We start from the raw sequence: 18,480 nt of genomic DNA, 5'->3' as shown, positions 1-18,480 counted from the left end.
GAGCCTTCGACGATGAGCGAGTTCACCGACGACCTCGACGATCTGGAAACCGCGGAAGACTTCCTGCGCTATTTCCACGTCACCTACGACCAACGCGTGGTGAATGTGAACCGGCTGCACATCCTGCAGCGGTTCCACGACTACCTGTCGGCCGATGGCGGCATGGAAGGCCTGGACGATGACGGCATGTCGTCCCGCTACCGCGTCCATCTGGAGCGCGCCTACCTGGACTTCGTCGTCTCCAACGCCATCGCCGAGAAGACCTTCAAGGTCCACAAGGAGGAGGCGCGCAAGATGGCCGACCGCTTCGTGCCGCTGGACAGCCTGCTGGGTTCGCCGGTCGGCTGAGCCGCCGGCACCGATCCTCACCGATTTCCCGCCAGCGAAGGGGGGCGCCGGGCGCCCCCCTTTCGCCGTCAGTGGATCTTGACCTCGTTCGGACCGGTGTCGCGGCGGTAGACGTGGACGTGATACGCCGCCATCGGGTTGTCGTCGATGTAGCGCAGCAGATCCTGTTCCTTGCGCGGCGTGGCGTCGCGGATCAGCACCTGCCAGGCGGGCTCCATCGTCGCACGCATCGTCTCGTCATGGGGAAGCATGATGAACCCAGCCCATTCCGGGTCGAAATCCGCCAGATAGCTCTTGGCGTAATGCTTCATCATCGTCGCGTCGTTGACGTTGACGCTTTCCATGTTTTCAAAACAGACACGCAGGTCCATCGCCGGTCTCCTCATGGCCAAGGGTGCCGCTCCGCCGGCCGGCCCAGAAAACAGGGGCCGGGAAACGGTGCGGAACGGCAGGATTCGATTGCGAAAACAGCCATGGACCAAAGATGGTGCGCGAGGCCGCTCAAAAACAAGCCCTGTGCCGGTGCGACCCATGCGTTCGGCGCAGACTGCACCATTGGTCATAACCCTGCGTTTTTGGGTTCGCGCCCTGCGATGCTTCTGTAGAATCGCTGTGACAGCATGCACGCAATCAATATGAACGATCCCACATCCGACACCGACCCTCCCCTGCGGATCCTCATCGTCGAAGATGAAAGCCTCGCCGCCATGGCATTGGAGGAGATCCTCGGGATGCTCGGCTTCGCCGTCGTCGGCATCGAGGACAACGCCGAGGACGCGGTCGAGGCTGCGGAACGGTTGCATCCCGATGTCGTGATGATGGACATCCGCCTGCGCGGCACCCGCGACGGGATCGAGGCAGCCGCAGCCATCCGTGCGCATGCCGGCACGCGCTGCATCTTCACCTCGGCCTTCGCCGATGCCGAAACGCGGCACCGGGCCGCCGATTGCGAACCCTTCGGCTTCGTCCGCAAGCCCTATTTCCCCGCTGAGCTCCAGCGGGCACTGAACCAGGCGGCGCTGCAACTCGGGCGCCGGGCATAGCGGACGGCCTTCGTCTCCTCCCTGCCTCCAAACAAGATCCAAACAAGACGCAGACGAAAAGGCCCCCGCGCGTCGCCGCGCGGAGGCCGTTCGAGGCTGGGGACCCGGAAGCCGGGACGGTCAGCCGAACTTGTAGCTGATGCCGTAGCCGCCGCGCGGATAGTCCCAGGCGATGTTGCCCTTGTCCTGGCAAACGACCCGGCAGGTTCCGCATTCCAGGCAGCCGTCGGTGACGAGCGTCACCGAACCGGCTTCGTTCTTGCTGTAGCAGGCGGCCGGGCAGCAGAAGGTGCAGGCCTGCTTGTCGCAGCTCTTGCAGGTCTCCTCGCTCTTGATCTGGATGTGCGGCCGGCTTTCATCGACGATGTAGCGGTTCTGATAGAGCTTCTCTTCGACCTTCACCATGATGCTCATCGCACGGCCCTCACCAGCTTGATTGCGTCACCGACCAGTCCCATCACCGAGCGGCGCTTGACGAAGGACTTCATGATCTGCTTTTCCTTCGACTTCTTGTCGACGCTGTCCACGGTGAACCAGTTGTGGGCCGCCGCGGTGATTTCGTCGGGATAGGCGCCGAAGAACTGCTTGTTGCCGTGCATGATGCCGGGCAGCTCGCGATACTTCTTCAGATCCTTCATGATGAAGCTGTCGTCGAGCTTCTTCTTGTAGGTCGCCAGATTGGCCGCGGAGAAGGACTTGCCGGCCGCCTTCAGCTCGAGCACCGTCTCCGCCGCCATCCGGCCCGAGGCCATGGCGAGGTTGGAGCCCTCGCGGTGGGCGGCGTTGTTGAAGTGGGCGGCGTCGCCGACCACCATCCAGCCGTCGCCGTAGAGCTGCGGAACCGCCTTGTAGCCGCCTTCCGGGATCATGTGGGCGGCATATTCCTTCATCTCGGCGCCTTCGATCAGCGGCTTGATGACCGGATGCTTCTTCAGATCCTCCAGCATCTTGTAGGGCGGGCAATCGCCGTTCTTGAAGTCGGAGATCAGGCAGCCGATGCCGATCGTCAGCGATTCCTTGTTGGTGTAGAGGAAGGCGGTGCCGACCATCCCCTTGGTCACCTTGCCCATGATCTCGATGACGACGCCTTCGTCCTCCTTGACGCCGAAGCGCTGCTGGATCAGCTCCGGATCGATGAAGAGGATTTCCTTGACCGCCAGCGCCACGTTTTCCGGCGCCGCTTCGGTCTGGAGGCCGGCACGCTTGGCCAGCAGGGCGTTGACGCCATCGGCCATGATGACGACATCGGCGTGGATCTCGCCGCCCTCACGGTCGGTGCGCACGCCGGTCACCTTGCCGGACGCGTCGCGGATCAGCTCGGTCACCGTGGTCTCGCAAATCTGCAGGCCGCCGACCTTGCGGATCTGCTCGCCCCACCATTTGTCGATGTTGGCGCGGATGATGGTGTAGCGGTTCGGCTTGTCGGTGTTGAAGGCTTCCGACCGGTAGTTGGTGCCGACATAGCTGTCGTCGCCCAGCAGCCAGACCCGCTGTTCGATGATGTGGCGTTCCGTCGGGCAATCCTCCCGGAAGTCCGGGATGATCTTCTCCAGCTCATGCGAGTACATGATGCCGCCCTGGACGTTCTTGGCGCCGGGATATTCGCCGCGCTCGAGCTGCAGGACCTTCAATCCCTGCTTGGCCAGCGTGTAGGTGGCGGCGTTGCCGGACGGACCGGCACCGATGACGATGGCGTCGAACTTTTCGACCATGTCGACAGGCTCCTTATCGCGTCCGGCGGTCAGCCGGCCATGCGGTTGACGGACAGGCGGCGGCCGAAGGCATCGGTCAGCGCCGGCAGGATCTTCAGCGCGTCGCCGACCAGCCCGAGATGGGCGAAGTCGAAGATCGTCGCGTTGGGATCGGTGTTGATCGCCAGGATCAGGTCGGACTTCTCCATGCCGACGCGATGCTGGATGGCGCCGGAAATGCCGGCGGCGATGTAGAGCTTCGGACGCACCGTCTTGCCGGTCTGCCCGACCTGACGGTCGTTGGTGGCCCAGCCGGCCTGCACCAGCGGCCGGGTCACGCCGACCTCGGCCCCCAGCACCTTGGCCAGATCGAACACCAGCTTCATGTTCTCGACCTTGCCCAGCCCCTTGCCGGCCGACACGATGATGTCGGCGAAGGCGAGCTGCGCCTCGTTCTGTTCGCGGTCGGCGATGAAGTTCAGGACCTTGGTGACGATGTCCTCTTCGCGCAGGTCGGGCTGGATCTCGATGACGCGGCCGGTGCGGGCGTCGTCGCGCGCCGGCATCGCCATGACCCGCGGGCGCACCGTCGCCATCTGCGGCCGGTAGGCCAGCGTCTGGATGGTGCAGAGCAGCGTGCCGCCGAAGGTCGGCCGGGTGGCGGCCAGCGAGCGGTTGTCGGCGTAGATGTCCAGTTCCGTACAATCGGCGGTCAGGCCGGTTGCCAGCGTGGTGGCAATGGCGCCGGCGAGGTCGCGGCCCAGCGTGGTGGCGCCCAGCAGCACGATCTCCGGCTTGTGGGTGTTCACGACGTCGGTCATGACCCGGCAATAGGGATCGGTGCGGTAGTCGGCCAGCGCCGGGTCGGTCACCTTGTAGACGATGTCGGCGCCATAGCCGATGGCGTCGCCGCAGATGCGGTTCAGGTCGGGACTCTCGGCGCCCAGAACCACGGCGCCGACCTCCACGCCCAGCTTGTCGGCCAGCTTGCGGGCCTCGCCCAGCAGTTCCAGCGACACGGAGTGGACGATGCCGCGCTCCTGCTCCACGATCACCCAGACGTTCTGGTAAACCTTCAGGTGTTCGGGAAGCTGGAACTTGCGGCCCTGGGGCTTGCTCGGTTCGCTCATCGTCGGGTCTCCCGCGGATGGATCGTCAAAGCCCGGCCGCGGCGCGGGCGAGCAAATCGTCGGCCAGCTTCGGCTGGGCGCCGAAGATGGCGTCGATGGCGGCGGCGGCCTGCGCATCGGGGGTGTCGGTGTCGGCCACGATCATCCTGGCCTTCTCGGCGCGCGGCTTCGGTACGAAGACCTTCGACACCACGGTCGGCGAGCCCTTCAGGCCGACGCGGCCCTCCTCGGCACCGGTGAAATCGCGGCTCCAGGTCTTCAGGTCGTAGCGGGCGGCACGGAACAGATCGTCCATCTTGCCGAAGCGGATGGTGTTGGTGCCTTCCAGCATAGTGATCATGCAGGGCAGCCGGGTCTTCAGCACCTGCACGCCGCCTTCGGACCGGCGCTGCACCACGATCTCCTTGGAGGCGATGTCCAGATCCTCGATCTTCGTGATGTAGGTCAGCTGTTCGAAGCCCAGCCGGGTGGCGATGCCGGGGCCGACCTGCGCGGTGTCGCCGTCGACCGTCTGCTTGCCGCAGAAGACGATGTCGACCGGCTCCTCCTCCGCCAGCTTCTGGATGGCGGAGGTCAGCGCGTAGGAGGTCGCCAGCGTGTCGGAACCGGCGAACTTGCGGTCGGTCAGCAGCACGGCGTCGTCGGCGCCCAGCGACAGTGCCTTGCGCAGCGAGGCCTCCGCCATCGGCGGACCCATGGTCAGCACCGTGACGCGCGCGCCCACCTTGTCCTTCAGCCGCAACGCCTCTTCCAGCGAGAACAGGTCGAACGGGTTGATGATGGCCGGGACGCCCTGCCGCATGATCGTGTTGGTCACGGGATGGATGCGGATCTGGGCGCTGTCGGGCACCTGCTTGATACAGACGACGATGTGCATCCCGTTCTCCTTGACTGCCGCTGGGCTGTGCGTGTTTGGGTGGACGCGTTTGGGTGGGGCACCGGCCCGGAGCCGGCGGACACCCCAGAACAGCAAGCGCCGTGCCAGTCGGCACGGCGACACCCAACAGTCTGGAATCAAACGGGATTTTCAGGAGATGCGATGCACCGTGACCTTGTCGCAAAGGCGACAAGCCGGCGGTCGTGTCGGTTTCGCTACAGCTGTCCGGCGGGCGGGATCAACCGGCTTCGATATGGGCGACGACGTGGTCCAGCTCGGTGCCGACACGGGCGACCAGGGTGGCGATGCCGTCCAGCCGGCGGTCGATCACCGCCAGTTCGACCTCGGCGGCGGCGTCGGCAAGGTCGCGGGCGCCGACGGTGCGCGAGGACCCTGCCAGCTTGTGCGACGCCTGCCGCACCTCGTCCCAGATCTCCCCGGCCAAGGCATCGGCCAGCCAGCGATGGGAGGCGCGGTTGGAGGTGACGAACTCGCCCAGCAGATGCCGAACGAACTCCGCATCGCCGTCGAACAGCGCGGTCAGCGCCCCGATGTCGAGCGGCGGCAGGCTAGCCCTCGGGATGGCGTTCTCATGAGCGGCGGCCATCGATCCATCATCCAACTGCGGATCGGCCGCAAGGGGGGTATCGCCGGGCGCCGCATCGTCGGGCAAACCTTCCCCCCAGCCATCTTCGCCGCAGCCATCTTCGCTACAGTCGTCTTCGCTACAGTCAGGCGCCGGCAGGTAACGGTCGAGCACCCGGCGCAGGTCGGCGAGGCTGACCGGCTTCGCCAGCGTGCCGTCCATCCCTGCGGACAGGCACTGCTGCGCCTCGTTCTCCGTCGCGTTGGCGGTGATCGCGACGATCGGCAGCCGCGTGCCGCCACCGGCTGCCGCCTCCGCTGCCCGGATGCTGTGGGCCAGCTCCATACCGTCCATCTCCGGCATCTGGCAGTCGGTCAGCAGCAGGCCGTGTCCGCCGGCCCGCCACAGCGCCAGCGCCTGGACACCATCCTCCGCCGTCTCCATCGCATGGCCGAGCAGGGTCAACTGACGCTGGATGACCTGCCGGTTGGTCGGATGGTCCTCCGCCACCAGGATCAGGCGGCCCCTGGCCCGCGCCTCCTCCACGGACGGCCGGCGGCGCCGGCCGGCGGCGGGGGCTGCCGGTTCGGGGGCCGGAGCGGGATCGATGCGGCCGCCCTCCCCCGCCCGCCCGGCGGCAGTCAGAACGGCGCGCGCCAGCCCGGCACGCCGCACCGGCCGGCTGAGGGACACCGTCCTCGCATCCGCCGCCGCATCGCCGCCATTCATCGCGCTGCCGATCAGCACGCGCCCGCGCACCCGCCCGCGCGGGTCGCCGTCCAGATCCGCGACATCGGTGCCCATGGTGGAAACCAGCACGTCGCAGGCGGCGTTCGGCAGCAGGATGCGGAGCGCCGCGCCGCCGTCCGCCGCCTCGACAACCTGGGCACCGTCGCTGTTGAGGTACCGGGCAAGGAAGCCGCGCTCCTCCGCGTCCGCCGCCAGCAGCAGGACGGTCACGCCCTGCAGCGGCGCCCATGCCGCCCCGGCGGACTCCGCCTCGACCGGGACCAGATCGGCGGCGAAGGTGAACCAGAAGGTGGAGCCGGCATCCAGCTCGCTGGTGACGCCGATGTCGCCACCCATCAGCTCGGCCAGCCGCCGGCAGATCGACAGCCCCAGCCCAGTGCCGCCGAAACGCCGGGTGGTCGATGCCTCGGCCTGGGTGAAGGGGCGGAACAGGCGGATCTGGTTTTCCGCCGAGATGCCGATTCCGGTGTCCGTCACCGCCATCCGGATGGTGACACGGTCGACGTCGAAGCGCGCCAGTCCCACCCGCACGGTCACCGAACCCGACTGGGTGAACTTCACCGCGTTGCCGACCAGATTGACCAGGACCTGCCGGATGCGCACCGGGTCGCCAAGAACCGCCGCCGGCAGGTCGGGATCGACATAGGTGACCAGCGACAGCCCCTTGTCCCGCGCAGCCGGAGCCAGCGTGTCGGCCACCCCCTCCACCACGGCCGCCAGCGAAACCGGAACCCGCTCCAGATCCAGCCGTCCGGCCTCGATCTTCGAAAAATCGAGGATGTCGTTGATGATGGTCAGCAGCGCACCAGCCGAGTCCCGCACAACGCCGACCAGTTCGCGCTGGTCGCCGGTCAGGCTGGTGTGCTCCAGCAGCTCCAGCATGCCCTGGATACCGTTCATGGGCGTGCGGATCTCGTGGCTCATGGTCGCCAGGAACAGCGATTTCGCCTGGTTGGCCGCTTCCGCCTCCCGCCGCGCCGCCTCCGCCGCCTCGCGTGCCGCCACCAGATCGTGGGTCCGGTCGGCGACCTGGCGCTCCAGGCTGCGGTTCAGTTCGGTCAGCTCCTCGTAGAGATGCGCATTGTCGAAGCCGATGGCGACCTTGGCGCAGAACACCTCAAGCAGCCGGCGCTCGTCGGCGGTCGGCGCGCGGCCATGGCCCAGATAGACCACGGTGTCGTGACGCCGGGTGGCGGAGCGGAAGACCAGCACGCTGTACCCGCGCTCGTAGCGGTTGCGGCCATCGGCAAGCGCCGCCGTCACCGCCTGCACCGCCTCGGCCGGCAGGGCCAGGACCAGCGGCGTCCCCTCCATCCCGGCATGGCGGCCGGCGCCGCCCAGCACCAGCGGCTCGCCCGGCTGCAGTCCGTCGCACAGCCGGCCGACCAGCGCCACCCCGTCGCCCGGCGGACAGACGCCGACGATCTGCGCCACGGCATGGCGCATGAACTCCGCCATCGTCCGCTTGCCGAGCAGGGCGGAGGAGGCGTCCAGGATGCGCTCCAGCCCCTCGCGGTGGTCCTCGATCGCGGTGATGTCCTGGTAGCCGCGCAGCGCCGCGACGACGGAGGTGAACAGCTTTTGCGCCGTCAGCTCGGTCTTCGACTTGTAGTCGTTGATGTCGTAGCTGAGGATGACATCGCGTTCCGGCGCCTGCCCCGGCTGGCCGGTGCGCAGGATGATGCGGACGCGGCGGTTGTCCAGCTCGCTGCGGATGTAGCGGACCAGCCGCAAGCCGGCATCGTCCGATTCCATCACGACGTCGAGCAGGATCACCGCGATGGCCGGGTTGTCGCGCAGCACCCCGCGGGCCTCCGCCGCGGTGGCGGCCGAGAGGAACTGCGCCGGCCGGCCTTCGAAGGCGAAGCCGCGCAGCACCATCTTGGTTGTGGCGTGGATGGCCGGGTCGTCGTCGACGATCAGGATCAGCCAGGGCTCGGCCGGTTCGGCAGCCTCCGCCACCGCTTCGGCCGCAGGCTCCTCCTCCGCGAACAGGAATTCGTCGCTCATCACGGTCCCTTGGCGCGTTCGACGCGCGTCTTTCCACCCCGGCGAGCGTCGACCTTACCATAGGTGCCGGAATGCCCGCCAGTTCGTGACGGCACCTCCGATCTTGCGGAAAGGGTGGATTTGCGCGGCCGCAACCGCCATGGTGGCGCCGTTTTCCACCCCGGCGCCCGTGTCCCGATGAACCTGCTTGCCTGCATCCATGACAAGGCCCCGCTGATCGAGGCGCGGGATCCCGACCTGGGCGACCTGTTCCCGCCGGGCTTCCTCGACCTGTACGAGGTGCACAGCTACCGCAACGCCGCCCGCATCCTGGCCCATGCCTGCACCGCCGAATTCCGCGAGATCACCGAAAGGCTGATGGAGTTCCGCATCCGCACCGAGGACATCGTCGCGTCGGGCGGGAACAAGTCGCAGATCGCCAAGACGATGGAGCGGATGCTGAATCCGCTGGGCTGGAACGAGACGCGCATCCGCGGCGACCTGTTCATCACCAAGATGATCGTGACGCACGAGGAAAAGCGCCGCGTCGCCGGCAAGAACCGCGGCCAGACGGTGACCGAGCAGCGCCAGCGCGAGGAGCTTTACAAGGTCAACGGCTTCATCGACGGGCACAAGATCGACTTCGTGAAGGGGCGCGTGTCCTTCGACCTGGAATGGAACAGCAAGGACCAGACCTTCGACCGCGACCTCTACGCCGCCCGCACCTTCTACGAGTGCGGCATCGTCAGCGCCGGCGTCCTGCTGACCCGCAGCGCCGAGCTGATCCCGCTCTTCACCGAGGTGGCGCGGCGGGTGGAGATGAAGAATTTCCAGAACAAGTACGGCGCCAGCACCACCTGGATGAAGAAGCTGCTGTACCGGCTGGATGCCGGCCGCGGCGGCGGCTGCCCGGTGCTGGCGCTGGGCATCCGTCCGGCGCTGGTATCGGATTTCGAGGAATGGAAGGACAGCCACCCGGTGGTCCGCCAGGCCGTCACCTTCGACGTCGACACCGGGGCGGAGGACGAGGAGGATCTGTGGTGAGCCCCCTCGCCCAATCCCCCTCGCCCAATCCCCTATGCCGGTCCCTTATGCGAACTTGCGGTCCGTCAGCAGCAGCCGCAACGCGAAGCCGAGGAACAGCACCCCGGCAACGGCGTCGAGCGCAGTGCGCACCCGCGGACTGGCGAGCACGCGGCGGGCGGCCCCGGCACTGAGGGCGGCGATGCCGACCAGATAGACGCCTCCGGCCACCGAGATGATGTTGCCGAGGATGAAGGTCTGCAAGGCGACATGGCCCAGCGCCGGGGCGATGAATTGCGGCACGAAGGCCAGCTGGAACAGGATGACCTTCGGGTTCAGCAGGTTGGTGGCCAGCGCCTGGACGAACACCCGCCCGGCCGGGGCCGGGGCCGGAACCGCCGCCACGGCATCCGCCGGCCGGCCGCGGCTGGCCCAGACGCTCCACAGCGACCGCAGGCCGATCCAGGCCAGATAGGCGCCGCCGGCATAGCGCAGCAGGTCGAACAGGGCGGACGACGCCGCGATCAGGGCGGAGATGCCGGCGGCGGCCAGCAGCGAATGGACGGTGTTGCCGACGCAGATGCCCAGGGTCGCAACCACCCCGGCCTGCCGCCCGTCGGCGATGCTGCGGGTCAGCACCAGCAGCGAATCCGGTCCCGGCGCCAGGACCAGCACGCAGACGGCGACCAGATAGAGTTGCAGCAGATGGGGGTCGAGCGGCAGCGGCATCGCAGGCGGACCTTCGGATGAACGGTGAAACGGACAGTCGGGCGTCAGTCGGGCCAGCGGCGATGGATCCACAGCCATTGCGCCGGCCTTTCGCGAATCCAATCCTCCAGCAGGCGGCTCAGCCGTTCCATCACAATCCGCGCATCGGCGTTGCGGTCGCCGCTGGTCGGGTATGCCTCCGGCGGCAGGATGGTGTAGCGGAAACGGGCGCCCTCCAACCGCTCGGTCCGGGCTGCGCACAGTGGCAGCTTCAGCTTCATGCCAAGAAGGGCGGCTGCCGGCGCGGTCATCGCATCGCGGCCGAAGAAGGGGATCGGGATGCCGTCGTTCATCTTCTGGTCGATCAGCATGCCGACATGGCCGCCCTTCGAAAGGTATCGCAACAGGAGGCGGGCACCGTCCGGCCCCTTCGGGATATGGGTGTCGGTCGCGGCCCCGCGCAGCTTCACCAGCAATTTGCCGACGATCGGGTTGTTGGGCGCCCGGTAGACCACCCCCACCTCCAGCCCATTCAGGCGGGCGATGACGGACTGCACCTCCCAGTTGGCGAGATGGCCGGAAACCACGATGCCGGCACGCCCATCCTCGCGCAACGCGTCGACATGCTCGATGCCGACCAACTCCACCCGTTCGCGGCCGATCTGCTCCAGATGCGGATATTCGGCGACGGTACGGCCGAGATTGTCCCACATGTCCTGCAGGATCGCGTCGATCTCCGCCTTCGGCTTCTCGGGAAAGGCACGGGTCAGGTTGCGGCGGGCGCGGGCGTCCCCTGGCAGCCACGGCCCCACCGTCCGCGCGATCCGTCCGCCCAGCGCCGACGCGCGGTCGAGCGGCAGCGCACCGAACAGAGCATTGACGCCATGGACCAGCATCCCTTCCAGCGGATAGCCGACATGGCGGGTCAGCCATTGCCGGAACGGGCTACGCGGCTTCGCCATCGGGCTTTCCTTTCAGCAGCAACGGGTCCAGCAGGGCGGCCAACGCCTCCGCCCCGTCCGGTGCCCAGCGCACCGACACCGGCAGCACGCGCACCTGTCCCCGCAGGTCCGGCGGCAGCCGCACGGCGTCCTTGGCGGTGGTGACGGGCAGAGCCCCCAGCGCGGCGGCACGGTCGATCAGGGCCGCGACCTCGGCCGGGCGGTAGGGATGATGGTCGGCGAAGGCCACCCGCTCCGCCACGCGGGCGCCGAGCGCCTCAAGCGTGGCGAAGAACTTCTCCGGCCTGCCGATGCCGGCGAAGGCCAGCAGCTCGCGGCCGGCCAGCCCGGCGGCGGCCTGCGGATCGGGCTCCAGCCAGCCATGCAGCACCGGCCGCCCACCGGCCAGCGCCGCCAGTCCATGCCGGTCCTCGCCCAGGATCACCAGCGCGTCGGCACGGGCCAGCCCGTCGGCCACCCGTTCGCGCAGGGGGCCCGCCGGGACCAACCGGCCGTTGCCGAAGCCGACGGCGCCGTCGGCGACGATCAGCGCCAGATCCTTGTGCAGGGCCGGGTTCTGGAAGCCATCGTCCATCACGATGATCCCGGCCCCGGCGGCCACCGCCCGCCCGGCACCCGCAACGCGGTCGCGCGCCACCCAGCAGGGGGCGGCCTCGGCCAGCAGCAGCGCCTCGTCACCGACATCCGCCGGGGTGTGGCGGGCCGGATCGACCGGCAGGGGGCCGGCCTGCCGCCCGCCATGGCCGCGGGTCAGGGCATGGACGCGGACGCCGCGCTCCCGCAATGCGGCGATCAGCGCCAGCCCAACCGGCGTCTTGCCGGCGCCGCCCGCCACCAGATTGCCGACGCAGACGACCGGCGCCCCGACCCGGCGCGGCACCGTTCCGGCGATCCGCCGCCGGCCCGCCAGCCCATACAGAGCCCCCAACGGCGCGAGCAGGGCCGAGACGAGGCCGGGCGGCCGATACCAGAAGGCTGGGGTCTTCACGGCGACGTCTTCACGGCAAAGTCTTCACAGGCAAGGCTTCCCTCAGGCGGCCGTCCGGATGCCGGCGGCGCCCAGCACCGGCGACAGCGCCCCCAGCGCCCGGTCGATGATCCGCCGGTTGTCCGCCGTCACCCGTGCCGCGCCCGCGACGATGCGTTCGCGCGCCCGGTCGTCGGTCAGCAGCCGGCGGGTCTCGCGGGTCAGGGCGTCGCCGTCCGCCACCGGCAGGGCGCCGCCGGCCGCCTCCAGCTTGTGGGTGATCTCGCCGAAATTGAACATGTGCGGGCCATAGAGCACCGCGCAGCCGAGCTGCGCCGGCTCCACCGGGTTCTGCCCGCCATGGGGAATGAAGGAACCGCCCATGCACACCACCGGCGCGGCGCGGTAGAACAGGCCCAGTTCCCCCATCGTGTCGGCGACATAGACGGCATGGTCCGGCCGCGGCAGCAGCAGTTCCCCGGTCCGCTGCAGCACCGACAGCCCGCGCGCCCGCATCAGTTCGGCGACGGCCTCCCCCCGGTGGGCATGGCGGGGAACGATGACGGTCAGCAGGCCGGGCAATGCCGGCGCCAGCGAGGCATGCACCGCCGCGGCGATCTCGTCCTCCCCCGGGTGGGAGCTGGCGAGCAGCCAGACCAGCCGGCCGTCCAGGGCGGCGCGCAGCGGCTCCATCGCCCCGTCCGCAGCGGGCGGCGGCTCGGCGGAGAATTTCAGGTTGCCGACGCTGGCGACGCCGGCCGCCCCCAGCCGGCGCAGCCGCTCCGCATCGCCCTCCGTCTGGGCAAGCGTGACCTGGAAGGTGGACAGCAGCCCGCCGATCAGGCCCGGCGCGTTGCGCCAGCGCCCGAAGCTGCGCTCGGACATGCGGGCATTGACCAGGGCTGCCGGAACGGCACGGGAGCGGATGCCGGCCAGCAGGTTCGGCCAGATCTCCGATTCCGTCCACAGCACGGCATCGGGCCGCCAATGGTCGAGGAAGCGGTCCACCGCGTCGGGCAGGTCGACCGGGATATATTGGTGGATGGCGCGCGCCGGCAGCCGCCGCCCCATCAGCTCGGCCGAGGTGACGGTGCCGGTGGTCATCAGCACGCTGAGCTCGGGCGCCGCCTCGAGCAGCCGGCCGACCAGCACCAGGACCGAGTTCGCCTCGCCCACGCTGGCGGCATGGATCCATACCAGCGGGCCGGCCGGCCGCGGGTGCGAGGGCATGCCGAACCGCTCGGCCTGGCGCGCGGGGTCTTCCTTGCCGGCGGCGCGGCGGCGGTCGAGATAGAGGCGCACCGCCGGTCCGGCGACGGTCGTCAGGCCACGGTAGAGGGATTGCAGCATCGAGGCCCGGAACTGGAGACGTACGACAACGGGCGCGTTGCCGGTCCCCCTGTTACGGAACACCGGCCGCGCGCCCGGCGGCACCTTAGCACGCGGAGATGGCCGGTGCGATGGGGATGCGGTGATGCGGCAAGGGAGGCAGCAATGGAACATTTGAAACCGGGTGAAACATTTTCCCCATCCCTGTTCACCGTTCCATTCGCCGGCTCGCCACCACCGCGACATTCGGCACCCCACGCAGCAGGAGACCGGACATTCCCTCCTATCACGGGGGCATGGGAGCCGCTAAGCACAGGCTGAAAATCCTCACCGGAACATGGACGGAAGCGCCGCCCAGCCTCACCGCTCGGCCAGCGCCAGCTTGGCGCCCAGCGCAGCGAAGGCGGCGGCGAAGCCGCGGCGCATCCAGGCCATCACCCGCGGACGCGACACCACCCGGTCGCGCACCGCCGCGGCGAACAGGCCGTAGACGGCGAACACCGCGAAGGTCAGCGCCATGAACACGCCGCCGAGTTCCAGCATGCGGGCGAGCGGCTGCGGATCGGCATCGCTGACGAACTGCGGCAGGAAGGCCAGGAAGAAGATCGACAGCTTCGGGTTCAGCACATTGACCAGCACCGCCCGCAGGATCGTCCGCCCGGCCGACAGCGGCGGCGCCCCCTCTGCACCATCCGCCGCGACGCTCAGCGCCCCCTGCTCCCTCAGCGTCGCCCAGGCCATGTAGAGCAGATAGAGCACGCCCAGAATCTTCAGCCCCTGGAAGGCGACGGCGCTGGTGTGCAGCAGCGCCGCCAGCCCGAGCATCGCCGCCGCCATGTGCGGCACGATCCCCAGCGTGCAGCCGAACGCCGTGACCGTGCTGGCCCGCGCGCCCCGCGACAGCCCGGCGGCCAGCGTCAGCAGCACGCCCGTCCCGGGCGAGGCGACGACGATGAGGGAGGTGACGAGGAATTCAGGGGTCATGGACGGAGACCTCGGGCGGATGGCGACCTTACGGGAAAAGGAAAGCATGGAGCGGGGATGGCGCCAAGGAGCATGAACGGCCGGCGGCCTTTTCCCATTCCACCCCCGCACCGCACCCCAGCCCCTCCCCCGCCGCAGTGTCGGCGGCACCCCGCATCGGCTATCCTGCACCGCGAACCTTCTGCCTTGCGCGGTGCAGCATGCCGGTGTCCTACCTTCGGGCGCTTTCGGAGAGCAAGCGGACGAGACGGGCCAACATCCATCTCGGCGTCTCGCTCGCCTTCGTCGCCGGGGCGATCAATGCCGGCGGCTTCCTCGCCGTGCTGCAATACACCTCGCACATGTCCGGCATCGTCTCGTCGGTGGCCGACAATCTGGTGCTGGGCAACCTGACGGCGCTGGCCGCCGGGGTGGCGTCGGTGGCCGCCTTCGTCTCGGGCGCCGCCTATTCGACCATCCTCATCAACTGGGGGCGCCACCACCGGATGCACAGCGCCTATGCCTACCCGCTGTTCTGGGAGGCCCTGCTGCTGCTGGCCTTCGGGCTGCTGGGCAACAGCCTGGAGGACCACCGGGCGCTGTTCACGCCGCTGACCGTCCTGCTGCTGTGCTTCATCATGGGGTTGCAGAACGCCATCATCACCAAGATCTCGAACGCCGAGATCCGCACGACCCACATGACCGGGATCGTCACCGACATCGGCATCGAGCTGGGCAAGCTGGTCTACATCAATCTCGGCCGCGAATCGGCGCGCTACCGGCCGGTGCGCACCGATTGGCGCCGGCTCGGCCTGCTGCTGTCGTTGCTGGCGGCCTTCTGCCTGGGCGGCACCGCCGGGGCGGTCGGCTTCCACAATGCCGGCTACGTCACCACGCTGCCGCTGGCCGCCTTCCTGGTCCTGCTCGCCATCGTCCCGCTGATGGACGACGCCCGGACGCGGACGCGGCTGTTCCTCCGCTACCGGATCCATGGCCGCGTCCATGGCCGCACCCGGACCGGACAGCCGCCCCTCAGTTGAAGGGGCGCAGGTTGGACAGGAACTGCTCGGCCGAGCGGCGCCAGGAATAGCCCAGCGCATAGTCGCGGCATTTTTCCGCCGGGATCGCCAGCGCCCCTTCGACCGCGCGCTTCAGATCCTCGTCCAGGCAGCCGGCGCCGGAGCCGTCGACCACGTCCAGCGGTCCCGGCACCGGATAGGCTGCCACCGGAACGCCGGATGCCAGCGCCTCCAGCAGGACCAGCCCGAAGGTGTCGGTGCGCGACGGGAAGACGAAGACGTCGGCGGCGGCGTAATATTGCGCCAGCTCCTCGCCATGCTTGGCCCCGACCCAATGGACGCCGGGATATTTGCGCTGCAATTCCTCCCGCGCCGGGCCGTCGCCGACCACCACCTTGCTGCCGGGCAGGTCGAGGCGCAGGAAATCCTCCAGGTTCTTCTCCACCGCGACGCGGCCGACATACATCGACACCGGGCGCGGCAGGTCAAGAAAGCCCTTGTCGCGGGGATGGAACAGATCGGTGTCGACACCGCGGGTCCAGCGCCGGATGTTGGCGAACCCGCGCGAGGTCAGCGCATCCTCGATGGTCTGGGTCGCCACCATCACCGCCGAGGACGGCTTGTGGAAACGGCGGACCACCGCATAGGACAGCGCCAGCGGGATCGGCGCGCGGTCGCGGACATATTCGGGAAAGCGGGTGTGGTAGGCGGTGGTGAAGGGCTTGCCGTGCTTCAGGCAATAGGCGCGGGCGGCGAAGCCGAGCGGCCCTTCGGTGGCGATGTGGATGCAGTCCGGCCGCATCGCCTCGATCATCGCCCACAGCCGGCGCCTGGCGCCCAGCGCCAGACGGATTTCCGGATATGTCGGCATGGGCAGGGTGCGGAAACGGTCGGGGCCGATCACCTCGACCCTCTGGCCCATCGCCTCCAACTCGCGCCGGACGGTGCCGATGGTGCGCACGACGCCGTTCACCTGCGGGTGCCAGGCGTCGCTGACGATCAGGATGTTCACGCCGCTTCCCGTTCCTTCGCCCCGATCTTCGCTGGGCTCTTCGCAGGGCTGGGCCCATGGACGGGCGTGCGCCGGGCCATGACCTCTGCCCAGTGGATGATCTCCAGCAAACCGCTGTCGTGCTCGACCAAGGCTGTGCAGGACTCGACCCAATCGCCGTCGTTGCAATAGAGGATTCCTTCGATGTCCCGCATCTCGGCGGTGTGGATATGGCCGCAGACGACGCCGTCGACCTTGCGGCGGCGGGCTTCCTCGCCCAGCGCCTCTTCGTACTTGCCGATGAATTCGACCGCGGTCTTGGCCTTGTGCTTCAGGTAGGCCGACAGCGACCAGTAGCGGAACCCAAGCTTGCGCCGCGCCCAGTTGAACAGGGTGTTGACCTGCAGCAGCGCGACATAGGCATGGTCGCCCAGCAGGGCCAGCCACTTGGCATAGCGCACCACCGCGTCGAAGCGGTCGCCATGGGTGATCAGCAGCCGGCGGCCGTCGGCGGTGGTGTGGATCCATTCGTCCACCACATGCACCCCGCCGAATTGCAGCCCGACATAATCGCGCGCCGCCTCGTCATGGTTGCCGGGGATGTAATAGACCTCCACCCCCTTGCGGGCGCGGCGCATGATCTTCTGCACCACGTCGTTGTGGGCCTGCGGCCAATACCAGGTCTTCTTCAGCCGCCAGCCGTCGACGATGTCGCCGACCAGGAACAGGTGATCCGATTCGGTGTGCTTGAGGAAATCGAGCAGCAGCTCCGCCTGACAGCCGCGCGTTCCCAGATGAACGTCGGATATCCAGATACTGCGGTAGCGCTTGACCGCTGGGACGGCGTCCATCTTCCGCTCCATCGTCGCCGTGACCGGAGGCCACCAAGACAAACGCGGTATAAATGAAAGAGAGGCATCTTGACAATGTTTTGGAACGCCCGCACCTATTCGCCACACCATTTTGGGAAATGGTCATCTTCCCGCAGTTTTACTGCAATGGAATCGCCGCATCCCCTTCATGGTTCTGCAACACAAGGCGCCCCCCGCGCCGGACAGGGAGAGCGAATCGGTGCGCGACACGGTGTTGATCGGGGATGCGGCGGCCGGCGGGGCCGGACTTGACGCCATGGCGGATGGACCGACAGACAGGCCGGCCGACGGAGCGGTGCGGCGGCTGCTGGTCATCCACAACCCGACGGCCGGCGGGCGGCGGGCACGGCGGCTGCGCGCGGTGGTCGGCCGGCTGGAGGCGCGCGGCCTGACCGTCGACGTCAAGCCGACCGGCCGGCGCGGCGATGCGGAGGAGTTCGCCCGCGCGGTCGATCCCGCCAGCGTCGATGCCGTGGTGGCGGCCGGCGGCGACGGCACCATCAACGAGGTCATCAACGGGCTGGCGCCGCACGCCGCGGCCGGGAGGGCGCCGGCGCTGGGCATCGTGCCGATGGGCACCGCCAATGTGCTGGCCGCCGAGCTCGGGCTGGCGCTGGATGCGGAGCGCATCGCCGCTGCGATCGCCGGCGGGCGGCGGACGGCGATCTGGCCGGCGCTGGCGAACGGCCGGGTCTTCTCGATGATGGCCGGGGTCGGGTTGGATGCGCGGGTGGTGGAGCGGGTCGACCCGCGGGTGAAGCGGCTGATCGGCAAGGGCGCCTATGTGGCGGAAACGCTGGTGCAGCTGGCGGTCCGGCCCGACCGCCGCTACCGCGTCACCCTGGACGACGGCGAACCGCAGGAGGTGGCGTCGGTGATCGTCGCCAAGGGGCATTTCTACGGCGGCCGCTTCATCTGCGCCCCCGATGCCCGGCTGACCGCGCCGGAGCTGCATGTCTGCCTGTTCCCGCGCGGCGGCCGGCTGAACGCGCTGCGCTATGTCTGGGGCGTCACCGCCGGGCGGCTGGCGCATTTCCCCGACTATCGGGTGGTGACGGCCAGGCGCGTGCGGATCGAGGTGCCGGCCGGGGACGGGTTGTTCGCCGACGCGGTGCAGGGCGACGGCGACGTGCTGGCCCGGTTGCCGGTGGAGATCGCGCTGGCGGGCTGGACCCTGCCGGTGCTGGCGGGGTGAGGTTTCGGCAGCGATTGCCCCCTCCCCGACCCTCCCC

Annotated in this window: 18 protein-coding genes; 5 read left to right on the top strand and 13 right to left on the bottom strand. The window is 68.7% G+C overall.

The features are described from left to right. The first annotated feature begins 12 nt into the window (after nucleotides 1-12). A complete protein-coding gene (nifW, locus tag ABMY26_RS16930; protein WP_045581869.1) occupies nucleotides 13-348 on the top strand; it encodes a nitrogenase-stabilizing/protective protein NifW in 336 nt (111 codons plus the stop codon). A gap of 68 nt (nucleotides 349-416) precedes the next feature. On the opposite strand, the gene ABMY26_RS16925 is transcribed toward nifW, so the two are convergent. Then, nucleotides 417-719, bottom strand: coding sequence for a hypothetical protein (locus ABMY26_RS16925; protein ID WP_372398374.1), 303 nt, complete (start codon nucleotides 717-719; stop codon nucleotides 417-419). Between the two features lie 264 nt (nucleotides 720-983). Here ABMY26_RS16925 and ABMY26_RS16920 point away from each other — a divergent pair, with 264 nt between their 5' ends. Then, nucleotides 984-1,391 carry a response regulator gene (locus tag ABMY26_RS16920; RefSeq protein WP_372398373.1) on the top strand — a complete coding sequence of 136 codons (408 nt, stop codon included), beginning with the start codon at nucleotides 984-986 and terminating at the stop codon, nucleotides 1,389-1,391. Between the two features lie 120 nt (nucleotides 1,392-1,511). Here ABMY26_RS16920 and ABMY26_RS16915 read toward each other — a convergent pair whose 3' ends face one another. From ABMY26_RS16915 to ABMY26_RS16895, 5 genes are all read right to left on the bottom strand, one after another. Next, nucleotides 1,512-1,805 carry a ferredoxin family protein gene (locus ABMY26_RS16915; RefSeq protein WP_372398372.1) on the bottom strand — a complete coding sequence of 98 codons (294 nt, stop codon included), beginning with the start codon at nucleotides 1,803-1,805 and terminating at the stop codon, nucleotides 1,512-1,514. Then, a complete protein-coding gene (locus ABMY26_RS16910) occupies nucleotides 1,802-3,103 on the bottom strand; it encodes an FAD-dependent monooxygenase (RefSeq protein WP_372398371.1) in 1,302 nt (433 codons plus the stop codon). The genes ABMY26_RS16915 and ABMY26_RS16910 overlap by 4 nt, the downstream gene beginning before the upstream one ends. A 29-nt stretch (nucleotides 3,104-3,132) precedes the next feature. Beyond that, nucleotides 3,133-4,212, bottom strand: coding sequence for an electron transfer flavoprotein subunit alpha/FixB family protein (locus ABMY26_RS16905; protein WP_372398370.1), 1,080 nt, complete (start codon nucleotides 4,210-4,212; stop codon nucleotides 3,133-3,135). Between the two features lie 25 nt (nucleotides 4,213-4,237). Further along, nucleotides 4,238-5,089 (bottom strand): nitrogen fixation protein FixA, encoded by an 852-nt coding sequence (locus ABMY26_RS16900; protein WP_372398369.1) that lies wholly within the window; start codon nucleotides 5,087-5,089, stop codon nucleotides 4,238-4,240. A 238-nt stretch (nucleotides 5,090-5,327) separates the two neighbouring features. Next, nucleotides 5,328-8,435, bottom strand: coding sequence for a response regulator (locus tag ABMY26_RS16895; RefSeq protein ID WP_372398368.1), 3,108 nt, complete (start codon nucleotides 8,433-8,435; stop codon nucleotides 5,328-5,330). A 120-nt stretch (nucleotides 8,436-8,555) separates the two neighbouring features. Between ABMY26_RS16895 and ABMY26_RS16890 the strand changes: the two genes are divergently transcribed. Beyond that, the gene (locus tag ABMY26_RS16890; RefSeq protein ID WP_372398367.1) at nucleotides 8,556-9,458 is read left to right on the top strand and encodes a BglII/BstYI family type II restriction endonuclease; all 903 of its coding nucleotides are present in this window, start codon (nucleotides 8,556-8,558) and stop codon (nucleotides 9,456-9,458) included. Nucleotides 9,459-9,503: 45 nt separating this feature from the next. Here the strand turns inward: ABMY26_RS16890 and ABMY26_RS16885 are convergent, their stop codons facing one another. From ABMY26_RS16885 to ABMY26_RS16865, 5 genes are all read right to left on the bottom strand, one after another. After that, nucleotides 9,504-10,166: a LysE family translocator gene (locus ABMY26_RS16885; RefSeq protein ID WP_372398366.1), complete on the bottom strand. Its 663-nt coding sequence runs from the start codon at nucleotides 10,164-10,166 to the stop codon at nucleotides 9,504-9,506. A gap of 44 nt (nucleotides 10,167-10,210) precedes the next feature. Further along, on the bottom strand, nucleotides 10,211-11,107 hold the full coding sequence (locus ABMY26_RS16880) for a lauroyl acyltransferase (protein ID WP_372398365.1): 897 nt from the start codon (nucleotides 11,105-11,107) through the stop codon (nucleotides 10,211-10,213). Further along, nucleotides 11,091-12,095 (bottom strand): tetraacyldisaccharide 4'-kinase, encoded by a 1,005-nt coding sequence (gene lpxK / locus ABMY26_RS16875; RefSeq protein WP_372398364.1) that lies wholly within the window; start codon nucleotides 12,093-12,095, stop codon nucleotides 11,091-11,093. Before lpxK ends, ABMY26_RS16880 begins: the two co-directional genes overlap by 17 nt. A 42-nt stretch (nucleotides 12,096-12,137) precedes the next feature. Beyond that, nucleotides 12,138-13,424, bottom strand: a complete 1,287-nt coding sequence (locus ABMY26_RS16870) for a 3-deoxy-D-manno-octulosonic acid transferase (RefSeq protein WP_372398363.1) — start codon at nucleotides 13,422-13,424, stop codon at nucleotides 12,138-12,140. 339 nt (nucleotides 13,425-13,763) lie between these two features. Beyond that, a complete protein-coding gene (locus ABMY26_RS16865) occupies nucleotides 13,764-14,387 on the bottom strand; it encodes a LysE family translocator (protein ID WP_372398361.1) in 624 nt (207 codons plus the stop codon). 200 nt (nucleotides 14,388-14,587) lie between these two features. Between ABMY26_RS16865 and ABMY26_RS16860 the strand changes: the two genes are divergently transcribed. Next, nucleotides 14,588-15,406: a YoaK family protein gene (locus ABMY26_RS16860; protein WP_372398360.1), complete on the top strand. Its 819-nt coding sequence runs from the start codon at nucleotides 14,588-14,590 to the stop codon at nucleotides 15,404-15,406. Here the strand turns inward: ABMY26_RS16860 and ABMY26_RS16855 are convergent. Both ABMY26_RS16855 and ABMY26_RS16850 read right to left on the bottom strand, forming a co-directional pair. Continuing rightward, complete coding sequence (locus ABMY26_RS16855) at nucleotides 15,399-16,397, bottom strand: glycosyltransferase family 1 protein (RefSeq protein WP_045581854.1); 999 nt, start codon at nucleotides 16,395-16,397, stop codon at nucleotides 15,399-15,401. The genes ABMY26_RS16860 and ABMY26_RS16855 overlap by 8 nt on opposite strands. Beyond that, nucleotides 16,394-17,227 carry a UDP-2,3-diacylglucosamine diphosphatase gene (locus ABMY26_RS16850; protein ID WP_372398359.1) on the bottom strand — a complete coding sequence of 278 codons (834 nt, stop codon included), beginning with the start codon at nucleotides 17,225-17,227 and terminating at the stop codon, nucleotides 16,394-16,396. Before ABMY26_RS16850 ends, ABMY26_RS16855 begins: the two co-directional genes overlap by 4 nt. Before the next feature lie 169 nt (nucleotides 17,228-17,396). Here ABMY26_RS16850 and ABMY26_RS16845 point away from each other — a divergent pair, with 169 nt between their 5' ends. After that, complete coding sequence (locus ABMY26_RS16845; protein WP_372398358.1) at nucleotides 17,397-18,443, top strand: diacylglycerol kinase family protein; 1,047 nt, start codon at nucleotides 17,397-17,399, stop codon at nucleotides 18,441-18,443. Nucleotides 18,444-18,480 lie beyond the last annotated feature (37 nt).

Origin of the sequence: Azospirillum sp. HJ39, from assembly GCF_041507355.1 — a bacterium.
GTDB classification, from domain to species: domain Bacteria; phylum Pseudomonadota; class Alphaproteobacteria; order Azospirillales; family Azospirillaceae; genus Azospirillum; species Azospirillum thiophilum.
This window is presented reverse-complemented; position numbering and strand designations above follow the sequence as displayed.